Raw genomic sequence first — 16,540 nt, 5'->3', positions numbered from 1 at the left:
CATCAAAAGCAAGGTTAACTTAAAAACGATAAAAAGTTTTCGAGGTGAAAAAATTGAAATTCAAAAAATCAATAATTTTTGTTTTGATTGCCGTATTTGCCGTTTTTTCGGCATATATGACGGCTGAATTTTTAAAAATTCCCGATAAATTTATCGTTATGGAGGGCGAAAAGGCGCAGTACGGACGCTTTTTTTCCGCACATATTAAAGACGCGAGCGACGAGGGAATTTTAAAAAACGGGGTTTACACGGGCAAAAATGACGGCAAAAACTTTGACGCGGACATAAAAATGCCGGGGATTTTGGACGTAAAGAGGGCAGAAGCTGAGGTTGTAAAAAACAAAAAACTCATCGCGTGCGGAAATGCAATCGGCGTGAAATTATACACCGACGGCGTGCTGGTTGCAGATTTGACGGAATTTGAGCAAAAGGACGGCGGAAATGTGTCGCCGGCGCGCGGTGCAGGGCTTAAGCCGGGCGATTTCATCACCTATGCCGGCGGTGAAAAAATCACCGGCGTAAAAGAGCTTAAAGCGCAGACCGAAAAGCACAAAAACAAAAAAATGAAGATTAAATTTTTGCGCAATTCAAAGGAGCGCGAAACGGAAATCGAGCCGAAACAGGAGAAAAACAGCGGTGTTTGGAGGCTGGGATTTTGGGCGAAAGACAGCACGGCAGGCATAGGTACGCTGACGTATTTCGACCCCGAAACAAACACTTTCGGCGCGCTCGGGCACGGTATTTCGGGCGGCGACGGCGGTAATGTTTTGTCGGTGAAAAACGGTTCGGTTGTGCGCGCGAACATTATCGACGTGAAAAAAGGCGTGTCGGGAAGTCCGGGCGAATTGCAGGGAGTTTTTGCCGGAGGAAATTCAAAAATCGGCACAATCGGCAAAAACATCAAATACGGAATTTTCGGCACGGCGGACAAGGAAAACATTCACGGCGAGGAATATTTTGTCGGCACGGCGGACAAAATCACCGAGGGAAAAGCATATATTTTGAGCAACATTTCGGGCGATACGACGGAAAAATACGAAATTGAAATTTTGAAAGTTATGCGGTACAACGAAAATTCCACAAAAGGTATGGTGATAAAGGTCACCGACAAGCGTCTGCTCGAAAAAACGGGCGGAATTGTTCAGGGTATGAGCGGAAGTCCGATTATCCAAAACGACCTTTTAATCGGCGCGGTTACGCACGTTTTTGTCAACAACCCGGCAAAGGGATACGGAATTTTTATGGAAACAATGGTGAAAAACGCACAGTAGTAATGTGAATTTTTGAACGGGACTATGCCTGCATCGCCCCGAATATTCTCCAAATGTTTCACAAAAAACAAACGGGGGATTTTTATATAAAATCCCCCGAAACAAACATAAATATTAAAATTTTCAAAACCAATTAAATATTAACGTTTATCGACCTGTTCTGTTTTTCCGACTTAAACGCCGCCTCCATAACGCGCATAACGCGCATTGCCTCGCTCGGCTGAACCAAAAGCTCCTCTTTGCCCTCAATCGCGTTTACATAATTTCCGTAATATTCTACCCACTCGTCGCACTCGATATGCGGAAGACTATGCTCAACCGTCGATTTGTCGGTTCTCGGCGCCATTGTTTTTGTAAGACCTGCGCCTGCCTCAATGGGAGTTGCGTCCTCGTTTTCCTTGCCCTTTTGAATGTTCACGATTTTGCCGTCACAGCTCCAGTCGTTGATAACCGCCGTGCCCTCGTAACCGCAAACGTGCCATCTGGGAAGATTTATGTAGCACGAAGTGAACACGTCGATTGTGTAAACAACGCCGTTTTCAAACGTGAGAACAAGCGAAAAACCGTCGTCAACCTCACTGTAATGTACGTGCTGCATACGAACGTAAACCTCGCGCACGGGCGAATTGAACATATGAAGCGCCTGGTCGATAAGGTGAACGCCCCAGTCAAGCATCATACCGCCGCCGAACGCCTTTTTTGCGCGCCAGTCGCCCGGAATACCGCGCGAACCCATAACGCGCGACGAAACGGTGAACACATCGCCTATCATTTTATCGTCAACAATTTTTTTGATTGTGAGGTAGTCTTTGTCCCAGCGTCTGTTTTGATGCACCGAAAGTTTGCGGTCATACAAAACGGAAGCGTCAATCATTTTCTGAAGATTTGCGCTCGACGTGGTAATCGGCTTTTCGGTGATAACGTGCTTTCCTGCCTGCATTGCCTTAATCGCGTACGGGCAGTGAAAATGGTTCGGAGTCGCGATAACAATAATGTCAATCGAGTCGTCCTTTAAAATTTTGTTTATGTTGTCATACGTTTTAAGTCCGTAGCTTTCCGCTCTGTCACGCGCAGACTTTGCAATATCGCACACCGCAACGGGATTAACTCTGTCAATTCTGTCCATATTAAGATGGTGCCATTTTCCCATTCCGCCGTAGCCCACGATGCCGAGATTGTATGTTTTTTTCATAATAAAACACCCTTTTGTGTTATAATTTTTATCTTCCGCTATATTGTACCACATAAAAAATTTTTTGCAATACAAAAATGCAAATTCGGCAAAATATTATAATAAAAGGTCAATATTGTTCAATAAATTTGCCTATTTAAGCCACACGGAGTTCGGATTATAAAAACAGAATGTAAAACGCAAAAAACGGCAGAATGTTAAAATTCTGCCGTTTTGAAAATCGTGTTCGGTTATTTTATTTAACTTTTGCGTCAGCCTTTTTGCCTCTGAACAAGCACCAGAACGAGCCTGCGAGGAAGATTGACGAATAAGTACCGCACAAAAGACCGATGATAATCGGGAGAGCAAATTCTCTAACCGAGGTTACACCCAAAATGTAAACCATAACGATTGTTAAAAGGGTTGTAACGGTGGTGTTGATGGATCTGCCCATCGACTGCCAGATACTTGTGTTTACGATATTTGAGAAAGTTTCTTTCTTAAGATATTTCGTGTTTTCCCTAATTCTGTCAAAAATAACGATTGTCGCGTTGATTGAGTAACCGATAATTGTGAGCATTGCCGCGATAAATGAAGTGTTTACGGGAAGTCTGAAAATTGCATACATCGAAAGCATAATAAGTACGTCGTGAACAAGCGCAAGCACTGCCGAAAGTCCCGACAAAAGCTCAAATCTGAATGAAATGTAGATGAGCATTAAAACTGCCGCGATTAAGAGTGCCTGGAGCGAACTTCCGAGAAGCTCACTGCCGACCGTCGCGCTTACTTTGTCCTCCGAAATAACTTTGATTACGCCGTATTTGTCAGCGAGCGCCTGTTTAACGTCCGACGCCTGTTTTGCGTCAAGCTCGTTTGTTTTTATAACAAATCCGTCCTCGCTTTTTACAACGCTCGAAGCTTTAACTTTTGCAACCGCGTCAACGGTTTTTCTTACGTCATCCTCGGAAAATTCATAGGTTTTCAAAGGAGCGGTTTTTTCGCTTTTTACAAGCTGTGTTTTAATAAGACCGTTGTCTTCTGCATCATCGGTTGTGTCAGCCGATTTAGCTGTGTCAGTCGTTGTGCCGTCTGCTTTTGCGGTTGTATCCGCTGTTTTGTCAGTGTCGGCAGACGTATCTTTGTTTGCATCTGTATTAGCGTCTTTGTTCGTGTCATCCGCTTTTGTGTCAGCATCAGCGTCCGTTTTGTTTTCGTCTTTAGATGTGTCGTCTTTTGTATCCGCAGCGTCCGCCGTAAGGTCAGCGTCGCCCTCGGTAACAACCTTGACGCTCATTGTGTATCCGCCTGTAAAATCAACGTCGGCATTAAAGCCCATTGCAAAGAATGCAATAAGACCGGCAACAATTACGAGTGCGGAACCAGACATAAATATTTTTTTCTTTTCTACAATATTAAACATATTTGCTCCTCCTCTCACGCACTGTAAAGTTTTGAATTTTTAATGTTAAAGCCGATAAGCTGCTGCAGCAAAAATCTGGTTACAACGATAGCGGTGAACATACTTACCGGTGTACCGATAAAGAGTGTAACCGCAAAGCCTTTTATGCTGCCCGTACCGAAGAAGTACAAAACAACAGCCGCGATAAGAGTTGTAACGTTTGCGTCCAAAATAGCCGTAAACGCTCTTTTAAAGCCTGCGTCAACCGAGGCGCGCAGTGTTTTTCCGAGACGGAGCTCCTCTTTAACACGCTCGAAAATAATAACGTTCGCGTCCACCGCAGTACCGATTGTGAGGATAATACCTGCGATACCGGGGAGTGTGAGGTTGATTTTGAGCCAGCTTAAAATCATAAGAACAAGCGTGATGTAGCCCGCGAGCGAAATGCCCGAGATAAATCCGCAAAGTCTGTACATTATAATCATATACAAAACAACCAAAACAAAGCCGATTGCGCCTGCTTTTACACTGCGTGCCAAAGCGTCCTCGCCGAGCGATGCGCCGATTGTTCTGCTTTCAACAACCTTAATCGAGAACGGAAGTTTACCCGACTGAATTTGGCTTGCGAGAGTTTTGGAGTCCTCAGCGGTGAAATCGCCGTTGATTACACAGGTTTCGCTGTCGATTTTCTCCTGAACTCTGGGGCTTGAAACAACTGTATCGTCAAGATAAATTGCGATATAGTTTGTGTTGTCCGAGCTGTAGCCGGCAACTCTTTCGGTAGCCTCGGCAAAAGCTTTTCTGCCCTCGCTTGTAAGCTCAAGTCTTACCTGATAGCCTTTTTTGCCCGACGAATCGAGTGTATCGTAAACCGACTGAGCCTTTTTAACCTGCTCGCCTTTCAAAACAACGTTTCCGTCCTTGTCGCGGAACTCGAGTTTTGCGGTTGTACCCAAAAGGTCGATAGCTTCCTGTGTGTCCATAACTGCCGGTATTTCAACTCTGACTCTTTTTTTGCCCTGCTGAGCAACGGTCGCTTCAAACTGACCTGCCGAGTCAAGACGGGTTCTCAAAACCTCAACGACTGCCGCCATATCGCCGTCAGCCACATTATCGGTATCGGCTTCAAACAAAATTGTTGCGCCGCCTGCCAAATCCATACCTTTTTTAATACCGTTTTCTTCATCTGTTACGCTTGCTATGTGATAGTCGCCGATTGTAAGACCGTACGCCGCAATGTAGCCGAGCGTTGCGATTATCAAAATAACGATAGCGAACTTTACTATGCTTTTTGATTTCATAGTTTTTCCTCCTTGTTAGCATACATAGGATTATTATATAACCATTTTGGGCTGTAGTCAACAAAAATTTTGTTTTTTGTGGGATTTTTTATATTTTTGACGTTTGTTTTGGTGATTATTTTTTATGTGCGTGACGGGACGATGTCCGAGTTGCCCCGAACCAAAACAAAAACCTCCCTTAATAAGAAGGAAGGTTTTCAAAAAGAATTTCAAAACGGGGGAGATTTATCTATTCCTGTGCTATGGTTGTTTCCGCATTTTCTGCATTATCCGCGTTATCTTCGGACTTTTCATCGCCGTTGTCCGCGTTTTTTACCGACTCCTCAAATTCCGCGCGGTATTGCTCCATCAGCTTAAGTGTTTCGGTGCAGCTTTCAAAAACGGGAGCGCGGCGGTAAGAAAACGAACGGGTGGGACGCGCAAAATTATCATTTTTCTGAATCGGAATTTCATATTCTATCGAACCCAAAACCTTGCCGTGTACAAATTCGTCCGCACTTATGTTATTCACCTCTGCCGAATATGTTTTAAGCAATTTTTCTATCTGCGCCTTTGTCTGAACGTTAAAGCTCTCGTTGTCGCCGTAATTAACATATGTCCAGTAAATTGCCTCTACCTGACTTTCGTCGGGCGTGAGTTGTTTTTTAAACTCGGCGGTTTCGAAAACTGCCTTCGAAAATTCTTCCAAATCGGTTTTTTTCACAAGCGCACGGCGCGAAATGCCGAGTTTTTTGTATTTGTCGGTTATGAACGTAACGGAATATGAATTGTCGTCGGTCGTCCAGCCGCGGTCATATGCCGGCTCGGAATTTTTCATAAGCAGAATTGCTTTTTCAATAGTTTTCTTGTCGGTAAAATTGTAGCTGCCGTCCGCCGAAACATAGTTTTCGTAGCGCAGCGGAAGCGTAATTCCGATGCTTTTTGTGTCGGCTGCGTCGGGGATGCGGTCGTTAAGTTTAAAAACATCAAATTTAAACATACACACAACTGCGGTGATAACAAGAAGAACCGCACCGAGGCTTAATTTGTTTGCAAACATATTTTTGATGTTTTTGTCGAAAATCGCCTGCAAAACCGCAAAAATGATTATTGCCGAAACGATATACATAACATACGAAATGCCGAAGCTGCCGTATGCCGCCATACCCGTAAGCGCACCCACGCCGAGCGATAAAACGATTGTGATATAGTATTTTAAAAACTTGTTAACAGTATTGAACGCAAAGAATTTGTTTGAATTTTCACTTTTGCGTTTCGAGTAAACAAGCGCGGAGATTGCGAGCATAACGATTGACGAAATGACAAGGTATGCCGAAAATCCCCAAGTGAGCGCCTCCGACGCATCCTCGGCCGAAGCAATTTTCCAGAACGGGAAGATATAGTCAATCTCGCGGCTGAAAAGCGTTTCGATATTGTAGGTTCTAAGATATGTTGATACCATTCCCGCAAGAACACCCTTTGTTATGGGGTAGAGCAAAAACACGAAAGATGTTGCGATAAGCAGTGAAAATATGCCCGATGAAACGGTTTGCGCCATAACCATAACGCTGTAACAAAAAGCGGTCGAAAGTATGCAGTATATCATAACCTTGTTGTAATCGGTGTATGACATAAGATAGTCGATACCCATAGTTTTTGCGGCGAACATATTTATGATTCCAACCAGCAAAATCGGCAGAACTGCCGCCAAAAGCCCCGATATGTATTTTGTCACAATAATGTTTGCGCGCGTGTACGGCATTGAGTGAACAAAAATCACCGAGCTTTGCTTATACAGATAGTTAAACTGCAAAATAACAATTATAAACGCCGCCGCAAAGGTGAGCATCATAACAAACGGATTTGAAAGCGCGAGAATTTCCGCGGCGCTTCGCAGAGAGTATGCGTTGTTCACCGTATCGTTAAAGTAGTTTGAATATTCAAGCGACGCAGGGAAAAGCGTGCATAAAAGCAAAGCAACCGTGTATAAAATTATAACGTGCTTGTTTTGTTTCATATCCTCAAACGCGAGTTTCGGGTTAAATAAGGATTTTTGATGCATCATAGCCTGTAACCTCCATTTCGTAAATGAAAATATCTTCAAGCGAGATGTCTATAACGTCGATGAGAATAGGATTTTTCTCCTCTATTTTTCTCAAAACATCGTCAAGACGTCCGCGTGCCACGATTTCCATAATGCTTTTTCTCACCGTCGATTTCACAATGTCTATGCCATTTAAGCACGACACGTCAATCATAGGTTTGAACGCAACCTGGATTTTGTGTATGTTTTCTTTTATGTCATCAAGATTTTTTTCGATAATAATCTTGTTTTCGTGGAGTATGCCGATAACATCGCAGAAATTTTCAAGCTCGCCGAGGTTGTGCGACGACACTATAACCGTCATTCCGCGCTCGGTAACTTCCTTTATAATAATCCTTTTCACAAGCTGTCTTATCACGGGGTCAAGTCCGTCAAAACTTTCGTCGCACAAAAGAATTTCGGGATTTCTCGAAAGCGCCGTAACAATCGCCGCCTGACGTTTCATACCCTTTGAAAATGTGTTGAGCTTTTTGTTTACGTCCAGCGGAAAATACGACGAAATCTCAATGAATTTTTCCATTGAAAACGACGGATAAGCCTTTTCGTAGTATTTTGCCATATCGGTCATTGTGTACGAATTAAAGAAAAACGGCTCGTCGCTTATGTAGGAAATTTTGTCTTTTAACGCAACGTTTTCCGATAAATCTTCGTCGGCTATGAAAACCTTTCCGCCGTCGGGAAAATATATGCCCGAAATAAGGTTCAAAAGCGTGGATTTTCCTGCGCCGTTTGTGCCGATAAGTCCGTAAATACTGCCCTTTTTGATGTTTGACGTTATATGATCGAGAATAATATTTCCGTCAAACGTTTTTGTTAGATTTTCTATTGCTATCATTTTTTGTCCTCCTTATAAAAAGAGTTAACTTTTTCCGACACGTTTTTTTCGTCCTCGCCGAGATCCTTTAATTTTTCCACCGTTTTTTGCAGTTCAAAATACGCGTCGGTGACCTTTCTCTGCCTTAAAACCTCAACGTCGCCCGTCACAAATCTTCCCTTTCCGCTCACGGAATACGTCACGCCTATCTGCTCGAGATATGTATACGCTTTCTGAACGGTGTTCGGATTTACCGCAAGGCTCGTTGCAAGCTCGCGCACCGACGGAAGGCTCTCGTTGGGTTCGAGCAGTCCTGCCAGCACCAGATTTTCGATTTTGTTAATAAGCTGTTCGTAAATCGGCGCCGAATTGTTTAAGCTTATACCCAGCATTGTATCACCCCTTACTATTGTGTACTATTGTGCATTAGTACGCTGTGGTTACATAATAACGCATAATTTTTTGTTTGTCAATAGTTTTTTTAAAATTTTTTTGAAAAAGCATAAAAATTAAAGCTTTTCGGGTTGAAATACATAGAAAGATGTGCTAAAATAGTGGAAAATAAGTATTTTTAATTTTGGGGGACGTTATGGAATATATCAGCGAAAATCTTAAAACTCCGATTGCGAAAAAGTGTGATGTTTTGGTTGCCGGAGGCGGAATTGCAGGCATAAGCGCAGCGCTTGCGGCGGCTCGTTCGGGCGCAAAAACCATACTTTTGGAAAAGCAGTTTATGCTCGGAGGACTCGGCACCTGCGGACTTGTTACAATTTATCTTCCGCTTTGCGACGGACTCGGAAATCAGGTGAGTTTCGGCATTGCCGAGGAGCTTTTGCTGATGTCGATAAAGCACGGCGCGGACGCAAAATATCCCAAACCGTGGCTGGAGAACGGCACAAAAGAGGAAAAGGCGAAAAGACGCTTTGAGGTGCAGTATAATCCGTATCTTTTTGCAATTCTGGCAGAAAAACTTCTTTTAAAAGAGGGCGTCGAAATTATGTACGGCACGTCGGCGTGCAGTGCGGTGTGTGACGGCGGAAAAATTAAAAATATCGTGATTGAAAATAAATCGGGCAGAAGTGCGGTTGAAGTAAAAAGCGTTGTCGACTGCACGGGCGACGCGGACGTTGCATATCTTGCCGGCGCGGAGTGTGCAAAATACAGTTATAAAAATATCCTTGCGGCGTGGTATTATTATACCGATAAAAACGGCGGTTTTCACCTTAAAATGCGCGGTGTGGCGGACGAAGCGGATAATCCCGTCGAAAAACTTGTGGATAAAACGTTTGAGGCGGTGGAAAACGACGAGCTTTGCGAAATGACATACCTTTCGCACGGTTCGATTTATTCGGATTTCGTAAAACATTGGGAGAAAGATAAGTCGTATGCGTTAACGTCGCTCGCGACAATTCCGCAGGTGAGAATGACGCGCAGAATTGCTGCGGAATATGACCTCGACCTTGCGGACGACCACAAAAAGTTTGACGACAGCGTGGGAATGTTTTCAAGCTGGCGCAAGGCAGGGCCTGTTTTTGAAATTCCGTTCCGTTCGCTCTATAACGGCAAAGTGAAAAACCTCGCCGTTGCCGGCAGATGTTTCGGCGTTAAAGATAATCTGTGGGATTTGTCGCGTGTTATTCCCGTCTGCGCGGTGAGCGGTGAGGCGGCAGGGTGTGCCGCGGCAATGTCGGACGATTTTGCGTCGCTCGACGTTTCAAAATTGCAGGAAAAATTAACGCAGAACGGTGTGAAATTGCACCTCGATGATTAGGATTTTTTATTGATTAAATGTTCGGGACTAATTTTCCCGACGGTGAGCAAATTCGCCGATGTTTACAGTAAATTTAAACCCCGATACGTTTTTTGTATCGGGGGTTTGTGTGTTTTCGGATAAAATATACGGGGCGATGCCCACATCGCCCCGTTAAAATAAATCAACAATTTCGTATCAATTCAACGTTTCCGTCAAATTAAAATTCCTACATTAAAACTTCGATAACTGCTGATTTGAGGTTTTCGTCCATATCGGTTGCGATAACGTCGGACAATGCCTCGGCTTTGGATTTTTCGCGCACCGATTTAATAATTCTCGCTTTGAGATTATGTTCCGCGGTTGCGGGATAAATTATGTCAAACACCTTTTTAACATAATCGTTTTCGGTGATATTAAGGCTGTCAAACGAAATTTCCGCTCCGTCCGCACCGCTGATTTCAACGATAACCGCGCCGTTTTCGTAACGTTTTTCAAATTTGCCGTTAACCGAAACATTGCAGTCGTCAACACAGTTGAGCACAATTTTGTAACGTCTGTTTTCGGGAATAACGCTCAAATCGCCCGTCGGCGCGCCGATTGTGATTTTTTTGCCCGTCCAGTCGAGTTTAATTTCGGTTTTCGCAAATTTTCCGTCAAGATAGCTTTCCGTAAGGTTGTCGTCTTCGTAGAGCGTGAACGTGTTGTCCGCGCCGGGGAAAATGTTCAAAATAATCTCGTCTGGGTTTTTGTCGGGGTTAACCTCCGCCGCACTCATCGGGATAATCGCGCCCGCCTTTGCAAAAACAGGCATTTCGTCGTATTTTCTGTATGCCGTAAATGTGCGGTTGCCCGAATATCTGTACTTATTAAAAAAGTCAAACCATTCGCCTTCGGGCAGATAAACCTTCGCTTTTCCCATATTTGTAACGCCGTCTTTCGGGTGAGTAACCGGGCTTACGATAAGCTCGGTGCCGAAGAAATATTCGTTTTTGATTTCCTGCGATTCCGCATTGTTATAAAAATAGTAAAGCGGCATAACAAGCGGACGGTTCAGTGCACTTGCGCGGTAGTTCATTGTGTAAAGATACGGTATCATCTCGCATCGCAGACGCATAAATTTGCGCATACTCTGATGCGTTTCGTACGAGAAATTCCACGGTTCGCGCGAGATAAATTCGCTGTTTGACGAGTGCAGACGCATAATCGGCGAAAATACGCCCAGCTGTGTCCAGCGGTTCATAAGGTCGTCGTCGCGAACACCCATCATATGACCGCCTATGTCGTGGCTCCACCAGCCGTATCCGACGTTTGTCGCACTGCTTGTGAAATACGGCTGAAAATCAAGGCTTTCCCACGTAACGTGTGTGTCGCCCGAAAATCCGACGGGATAGCGCTGTGAGCCGTAACCCGAAAAACGCGAGAACAAAATTCCGCGTTTGCCGTCTTTGCGCGCGTAATTATAATGATAGTGATTGAGCATCCAAAGGGGGTCGAGCCCCTCGGTTTTGCTGGTGTTGCCCTGCTGCCAGTCCATCCACCAAAAATCGACGCCCATATCCTCAAGCGGTTTCAAAACCTTGTCAAAATACACGTCGATAAATTTCTTCTCCGCAATGTCAAACGGAATATTTTCCTCGGTTTTGGGGTCAACGCCCATAGCTTTTGCGGTTTCCTCATAGCAGTCCTCGTGTGCGGAAATTCCGCCGGCAGGATGCAGGTTGAGCGAAGTTTTTGTGTTGAGAGCATGCAGAGCGTCCAAAAACCTCTTGGGGTCGGGGAAAAAGTCGGTGTTCCAGCTGAAGCCCGTCCAGCCCGAACCGTATTTCGGGTCGATGTCAACCTTGTGCCAGTCCATATCTATAACCGCAACCGAAATCGGAATATTTTCCTCTTTAAAACGGTTCATAAGGTCAAGATAGGTTTTTTCGGTGTATTTGAAATATTTGCTCCACCAGTTACCGAGTGCAAAACGCGGTAAGAGCGGAGTTTTGCCCGTCAGCTCATAGTACGCGTCAAGGCAGTCGGTCAGCGCGTTTGAATATCCGAAAACGTATGTATCGACAATGCCCTTTTTGCGCACCTTTACAAAATCGTCGGTGAGCGCGAGGCTTTCGCTGTCGTCAAAATGCGTCATACGGCGGTTTGACATAATGCTCGGCGGAAGCTCTTTTGCGCCGTTTACGCCGTCGAGCGTGCGGATTGTTCCGCGAAACGGCGTGATGTTTTCGTCGCCGAAGTAGTACGCACCGCCCGTGCCGACGATTTTTCCCATACGTCCGCAGTATGTAATGTTAAGCGTGTTTCGCGTGAATTTTCCGCCTCGGTATTCAAGGCGCAGACAGTTGGTTTCTATGGTGAGAACGCCGTCCTTTTCCTTAACCGAAAATTCGGGGACGGGGAAATTGCGGTTTACAACGCATTGTGTCGCGCGGTCTTCAAAAATTCCGTCCTCGTCGTATTCAAGACGCAAAAGACGGTCGGTCAAAACGGTGAAACGGTATTTGTCACCGCGTATCACCGCGTTTTTGTTCGCAATAGGATTAGTCATAGCTTTTCTCCTTGTAAGAGTGGTTTGATTTATTCCATTATATAGTATTTTTTGCAAGTTTTCAATACATAAAAACGACATTTTTGTTACAATTTTTGACCTTTTTGCCGAGTTTGGGTTTGCTGTGTCATATCAAAAACATAAAATTTGTTATCTTACTGTTTCGCTCCGCTTATGGCACTTTTAGAGTAAAAGCGGTGCCTGCGGAGCAAAGGAAAAATTACGATAACCTGTTTTTGATATGATAGGTTAATTTTGAAAACAAAAAAAGAGGGATTGTAAGGGAAACGTCCCTTGCAACCCCTGCGCCCTTAAAACATATCCATCACGTTGTCGATAACATTGCCGACGGCTTTGAACATCTCGCGTTTTTTTCGCGACATCTTTGCGTGCTGGCGGTCTTTTATCGGGTCGGCAAGCATACCTGCCGCCGCGCCTATCAGCGCACCTGCAATGAGTCCGCACGAAAAACCTTTCATCATCAAAAATCACCCTTTCCTTTTTGTCTTATTGTTTGCCGTTTTTATAAAAAATACACATAAATTTTTCACCGCGTCATAAACTCAAAAAAAGGGGGAAATTATATGTTCAGAGCGTCGGATTTCAAATGCCGTGAGGTGATAAACCTCGTCACGGGCGAGAGGCTCGGCTACGTTTGCGACCTCGAAATTGACGAGTGTTCGGGGCAGATTCTCGCAATCGTCGTGCCGGGAAGGTCTAAATTCGGAATTTTTTCAAAATGCGAAAAAGTATGCATACCGTGGAACTGCATCACAAAAATAAGCTGTGACATCATTTTGGTAAAAATATGCCTCTGACAAAAATTTCAAAAAATATTGCAAAACGCTTGACAAACACAGTCTTAATATTTTACAATAAAGAGTAATATATGTATGAAATTATCGTTTTGGGAAGTGATTTAATGCTAACGAGAGCGCCGAAAGGCACAAACGATATTCTGCCCGAAAAAGCGCATATTTGGCAGTATATCGAAAGAGAAATTTTAAAAATCTGCGATGAATACAATTTTAAAGAAATAAGAACTCCCGTTTTTGAACATACAGAACTGTTTGAGCGCGGTGTGGGCGACACTACCGACGTTGTGGAAAAGGAAATGTATACCTTTGAGGACAAGGGCGGACGAAGTATTACCCTGCGCCCCGAGGGCACCGCGTCGGCATCGAGAAGCTATATTGAAAACGGACTTTTCAACACTCCTCAGCCGTCCAAGCTTTTTTATAACATCACCTGCTACCGCTACGAGAAAAACCAGGCCGGCAGATACCGCGAATTTCACCAGTTCGGCGCGGAGGTTATCGGCAGTAAAAATCCGAGCGTCGACGCGGAGCTTATGAGCCTTCCGATGCTTTTGTATAAAAGGCTCGGGCTTACGAATTTAAAGCTTAACATCAACAGTATCGGCTGTCCGAAATGCCGTAAGGAATATAACGAAAAATTAAGGGATTTTCTGCGTCCGAAGTATGACGAACTTTGTGACACCTGCAAAAGCAGATTTGAAAAAAATCCGCTTCGTATTCTCGACTGCAAGTCGAAAGTGTGCAAGGAGCTTTCAAAGGGCGCGCCTATGTTTTTGGACTGTATCTGCGGCGAGTGCAGAGAGCATTTTGACGCGGTTAAAAGCGCGCTTGAAAATATGGGAATTGAATATTTTATCGACCCGTATATCGTGCGCGGACTTGATTATTACACAAAAACCGTGTTTGAAATTATAGCGGACAACAAAAATTCAAACAGCACAATCTGCGGCGGCGGACGCTACGACGGACTGGTTGAACAGCTCGGTCATACGCCCACTCCGGCAAGCGGATTTGCGCTCGGAATTGAAAGGCTTATCCTCACAATGGAGGAACAGGGCATAAAATTCCCCGATGCGGACGTTCCCGATATTTTTATCGGTTCGATGGGCGACAAAGCGAGTACGTTTGTGCAGGGGCTTGCGTTTAAACTGCGCGAAAACGGCGTGAAATGCGAAATCGACCACCTTTCGAGGAGCGTTAAGGCGCAGATGAAATTCGCAAACAAGATAGGCGCGAAAAACTCGGTTATCGTGGGCGAAAACGAGATGAACGAAAACAGGGCGCACATCAAAAATATGGCGGACGGCACCCAGACAGAGTGCAGTCTTGACGCGCAGAGCATTAAAAACGCGCTTAAAATTTAACGAACGACAAAACATAGCCGAAAGCGAAAATCCGCCTCTCAAAATCGGAGTTCGGATTGTTTTCTTTCGGCTGAATAAGGGAGATTTTTTATAAAATGTTAGAAAAATTTGAAAATTTGCACGGCTTAAAAAGAACCGACAGATGCGGAACGCTTTCCGCGAAAGATATTGGCAGAGAGGTCACCGTTATGGGATTTGTCGATTCCGAGCGAAACCTCGGCGGTCTGCTTTTTGTGAATTTGCGCGATATTTCGGGCATTGTTCAGCTTTTTTTCGACACCGCGAACGAGGAGCTTGTTAAAAAAGCGTCAACGGTGAGAAGCGAATTTGTGCTTGCGGCGCGCGGTGTTGTGTGCGCACGCGGTGAGGGCGCGGTAAATAAAAATATGCCCACCGGCGAAATTGAGATAAACGTGAGCGAACTGCGCATACTCAACAAGGCGAAAACTCCGCCGTTCTACATTGTGGAAAACAGCGACGTTAAAGAGGAACTGCGCTTAAAATACCGCTACCTCGACCTCCGCCGTCCCGATATGCAGAGAAAGCTTATTTTAAGGCATAAAGTTGCGAAAATCGCACGCGATTTCTTTGACGAAAACGGATTTTTGGAAATTGAAACGCCTATGCTCAACAAAAGCACACCCGAGGGCGCGAGAGATTATCTCGTTCCCAGCCGTGTGAAAAACGGTTGTTTCTATGCACTTCCGCAGTCGCCCCAGCTCTACAAACAGCTTCTTATGCTTTCGGGTATGGACAGATATTTCCAGATTGCGCGCTGTTTCAGGGACGAGGACCTTCGTGCCGACAGACAGCCCGAATTTACGCAGATTGACATAGAAATGTCGTTCGTTGAGCAGGACGACGTTATGAACGTGAACGAAAAATTCATTGCGCGCGTGTTTAAAGAAATTCTCGGCGTTGAGGTTAAAACCCCGTTTTTGCGTATGCCTTATTCCGAGGCAATGTCGCGCTACGGTTCGGATAAGCCCGACACGCGTTTCGGTATGGAACTTACCGACGTTTCCGACCTTGTGAAAGACTGCGGATTTAAGGTGTTTTCCGACGCGGTTGCAAACGGCGGAAGCGTTCGCTTAATCAACGCAAAAAATCTTGCGGATAAAATTTCGCGTAAAAATATAGACGCGCTCGGCGAATTTGCGAAAACCTACAAGGCGAAAGGTCTTGCGTGGGTGAAACACACCGCGGAGGGTATTCAGTCGCCTATCGCAAAATTCTTCTCCGAAGATGAAATGAACAAAATTCTGGAACGCGCAAACTGCGAAGAAAACGACGTTTTGCTTTTTGTTGCGGATAAAAATAAGGTTGTTTTCGACACTCTCGGCGCACTCCGCTGTGAGGTTGCAAAACGTTATGACCTTATAGACGAAAATAAATTCAACCTTTTGTGGGTTACCGATTTTCCGCTCCTTGAATACAGCGAGGAGGAGGGACGCTATGTTGCAATGCACCACCCGTTTACTCACCCTGCCGACGAGGATTTGGACAAGCTTGACACCGAACCGCAGAATGTCCGCGCAAAGGCGTATGACATCATCTTGAACGGCGTAGAGCTTGGCGGCGGAAGCATAAGAATTTACAACAGCGATTTGCAGGAGAAAATGTTTGAGGTTCTCGGTCTTACAAAAGAAGAGGCGGAGAGCAAATTCGGATTTCTCGTTGAGGCGTTTAAATACGGCGCGCCTCCGCACGGCGGTATGGCGTACGGCTTTGACAGGTTTGTTATGCTCCTCACAAAGAGCGCAAGCATAAGGGACGTTATCGCGTTCCCGAAAGTGCAGAATGCGTCGGAGCTTATGACAAACGCACCCGACGTTGTAGACGCAAAGCAGCTTGAAGAACTCGGCATTGAGCTTGTTAAAAAGGACGAAAAAGAAGAAAACTAAATTAAAGGCATTAGGGAGATAACACCCGATGCCGAAAAGGCGCGGTCGTTTTTCCGCGCCTATTTAAATTCACAAATTATTAACACATTATTTATAAATATATGATAAAATGTC

Annotated in this window: 13 protein-coding genes; 5 read left to right on the top strand and 8 right to left on the bottom strand. The window is 44.8% G+C overall.

All coding sequences use genetic code 11. The features are described 5' to 3' along the window. The first annotated feature begins 53 nt into the window (after positions 1–53). Positions 54–1,271, top strand: coding sequence for a SpoIVB peptidase (gene spoIVB / locus H8706_RS07495; protein ID WP_262432126.1), 1,218 nt, complete (start codon positions 54–56; stop codon positions 1,269–1,271). Between the two features lie 133 nt (positions 1,272–1,404). On the opposite strand, the gene H8706_RS07490 is transcribed toward spoIVB, so the two are convergent. The 6 genes from H8706_RS07490 to H8706_RS07465 form a co-directional block, all read right to left on the bottom strand. After that, a complete protein-coding gene (locus H8706_RS07490) occupies positions 1,405–2,463 on the bottom strand; it encodes a Gfo/Idh/MocA family protein (protein WP_178348673.1) in 1,059 nt (352 codons plus the stop codon). A 235-nt stretch (positions 2,464–2,698) separates the two neighbouring features. Continuing rightward, the gene (gene secF / locus H8706_RS07485; RefSeq protein ID WP_262432125.1) at positions 2,699–3,862 is read right to left on the bottom strand and encodes a protein translocase subunit SecF; all 1,164 of its coding nucleotides are present in this window, start codon (positions 3,860–3,862) and stop codon (positions 2,699–2,701) included. 14 nt (positions 3,863–3,876) lie between these two features. Beyond that, complete coding sequence (gene secD, locus H8706_RS07480) at positions 3,877–5,142, bottom strand: protein translocase subunit SecD (RefSeq protein ID WP_262432124.1); 1,266 nt, start codon at positions 5,140–5,142, stop codon at positions 3,877–3,879. A 229-nt stretch (positions 5,143–5,371) separates the two neighbouring features. Then, a complete protein-coding gene (locus tag H8706_RS07475) occupies positions 5,372–7,186 on the bottom strand; it encodes a hypothetical protein (RefSeq protein ID WP_262432123.1) in 1,815 nt (604 codons plus the stop codon). Continuing rightward, on the bottom strand, positions 7,161–8,060 hold the full coding sequence (locus H8706_RS07470) for an ABC transporter ATP-binding protein (protein WP_178348669.1): 900 nt from the start codon (positions 8,058–8,060) through the stop codon (positions 7,161–7,163). The genes H8706_RS07475 and H8706_RS07470 overlap by 26 nt, the downstream gene beginning before the upstream one ends. Beyond that, entirely contained in the window at positions 8,057–8,431 is a 375-nt protein-coding gene (locus H8706_RS07465; protein WP_178348668.1) for a GntR family transcriptional regulator, read from the bottom strand. Before H8706_RS07465 ends, H8706_RS07470 begins: the two co-directional genes overlap by 4 nt. A gap of 197 nt (positions 8,432–8,628) precedes the next feature. Between H8706_RS07465 and H8706_RS07460 the strand changes: the two genes are divergently transcribed. Beyond that, a complete protein-coding gene (locus tag H8706_RS07460) occupies positions 8,629–9,810 on the top strand; it encodes an FAD-dependent oxidoreductase (protein ID WP_262432122.1) in 1,182 nt (393 codons plus the stop codon). A 208-nt stretch (positions 9,811–10,018) separates the two neighbouring features. On the opposite strand, the gene H8706_RS07455 is transcribed toward H8706_RS07460, so the two are convergent. Both H8706_RS07455 and H8706_RS07450 read right to left on the bottom strand, forming a co-directional pair. Continuing rightward, a complete protein-coding gene (locus H8706_RS07455; protein ID WP_262432121.1) occupies positions 10,019–12,340 on the bottom strand; it encodes a glycoside hydrolase family 31 protein in 2,322 nt (773 codons plus the stop codon). Between the two features lie 311 nt (positions 12,341–12,651). Then, entirely contained in the window at positions 12,652–12,822 is a 171-nt protein-coding gene (locus tag H8706_RS07450; protein WP_262432120.1) for a YtxH domain-containing protein, read from the bottom strand. A 102-nt stretch (positions 12,823–12,924) separates the two neighbouring features. Here H8706_RS07450 and H8706_RS07445 point away from each other — a divergent pair, with 102 nt between their 5' ends. From H8706_RS07445 to aspS, 3 genes are all read left to right on the top strand, one after another. After that, complete coding sequence (locus H8706_RS07445) at positions 12,925–13,158, top strand: YlmC/YmxH family sporulation protein (protein ID WP_262432119.1); 234 nt, start codon at positions 12,925–12,927, stop codon at positions 13,156–13,158. A gap of 104 nt (positions 13,159–13,262) precedes the next feature. Next, a complete protein-coding gene (gene hisS / locus H8706_RS07440; RefSeq protein ID WP_262432144.1) occupies positions 13,263–14,522 on the top strand; it encodes a histidine--tRNA ligase in 1,260 nt (419 codons plus the stop codon). A 95-nt stretch (positions 14,523–14,617) separates the two neighbouring features. Next, the gene (aspS, locus tag H8706_RS07435) at positions 14,618–16,426 is read left to right on the top strand and encodes an aspartate--tRNA ligase (RefSeq protein WP_178348663.1); all 1,809 of its coding nucleotides are present in this window, start codon (positions 14,618–14,620) and stop codon (positions 16,424–16,426) included. The last annotated feature ends 114 nt before the right edge of the window (positions 16,427–16,540 follow it).

It is taken from the genome of Qingrenia yutianensis, from assembly GCF_014385105.1.
GTDB lineage: Bacteria > Bacillota > Clostridia > UMGS1810 > UMGS1810 > Qingrenia > Qingrenia yutianensis.
Note: the sequence above shows the minus strand (reverse complement) of the source record. Positions and strands in the feature narration are given on the sequence as shown.

Coding starts and splice junctions, on each gene's coding strand:
- H8706_RS07490 (WP_178348673.1), bottom strand. CDS start 2,463: ATGAAAAAAACATACAATCTCGGCATCGTGGGCTACGGCGGAATGGGA.
- H8706_RS07460 (WP_262432122.1), top strand. CDS start 8,629: ATGGAATATATCAGCGAAAATCTTAAAACTCCGATTGCGAAAAAGTGT.
- H8706_RS07475 (WP_262432123.1), bottom strand. CDS start 7,186: ATGATGCATCAAAAATCCTTATTTAACCCGAAACTCGCGTTTGAGGAT.
- secF (WP_262432125.1), bottom strand. CDS start 3,862: ATGTTTAATATTGTAGAAAAGAAAAAAATATTTATGTCTGGTTCCGCA.
- H8706_RS07445 (WP_262432119.1), top strand. CDS start 12,925: ATGTTCAGAGCGTCGGATTTCAAATGCCGTGAGGTGATAAACCTCGTC.
- H8706_RS07465 (WP_178348668.1), bottom strand. CDS start 8,431: ATGCTGGGTATAAGCTTAAACAATTCGGCGCCGATTTACGAACAGCTT.
- H8706_RS07470 (WP_178348669.1), bottom strand. CDS start 8,060: ATGATAGCAATAGAAAATCTAACAAAAACGTTTGACGGAAATATTATT.
- H8706_RS07455 (WP_262432121.1), bottom strand. CDS start 12,340: ATGACTAATCCTATTGCGAACAAAAACGCGGTGATACGCGGTGACAAA.
- H8706_RS07450 (WP_262432120.1), bottom strand. CDS start 12,822: ATGATGAAAGGTTTTTCGTGCGGACTCATTGCAGGTGCGCTGATAGGC.
- secD (WP_262432124.1), bottom strand. CDS start 5,142: ATGAAATCAAAAAGCATAGTAAAGTTCGCTATCGTTATTTTGATAATC.
- hisS (WP_262432144.1), top strand. CDS start 13,263: ATGCTAACGAGAGCGCCGAAAGGCACAAACGATATTCTGCCCGAAAAA.
- aspS (WP_178348663.1), top strand. CDS start 14,618: ATGTTAGAAAAATTTGAAAATTTGCACGGCTTAAAAAGAACCGACAGA.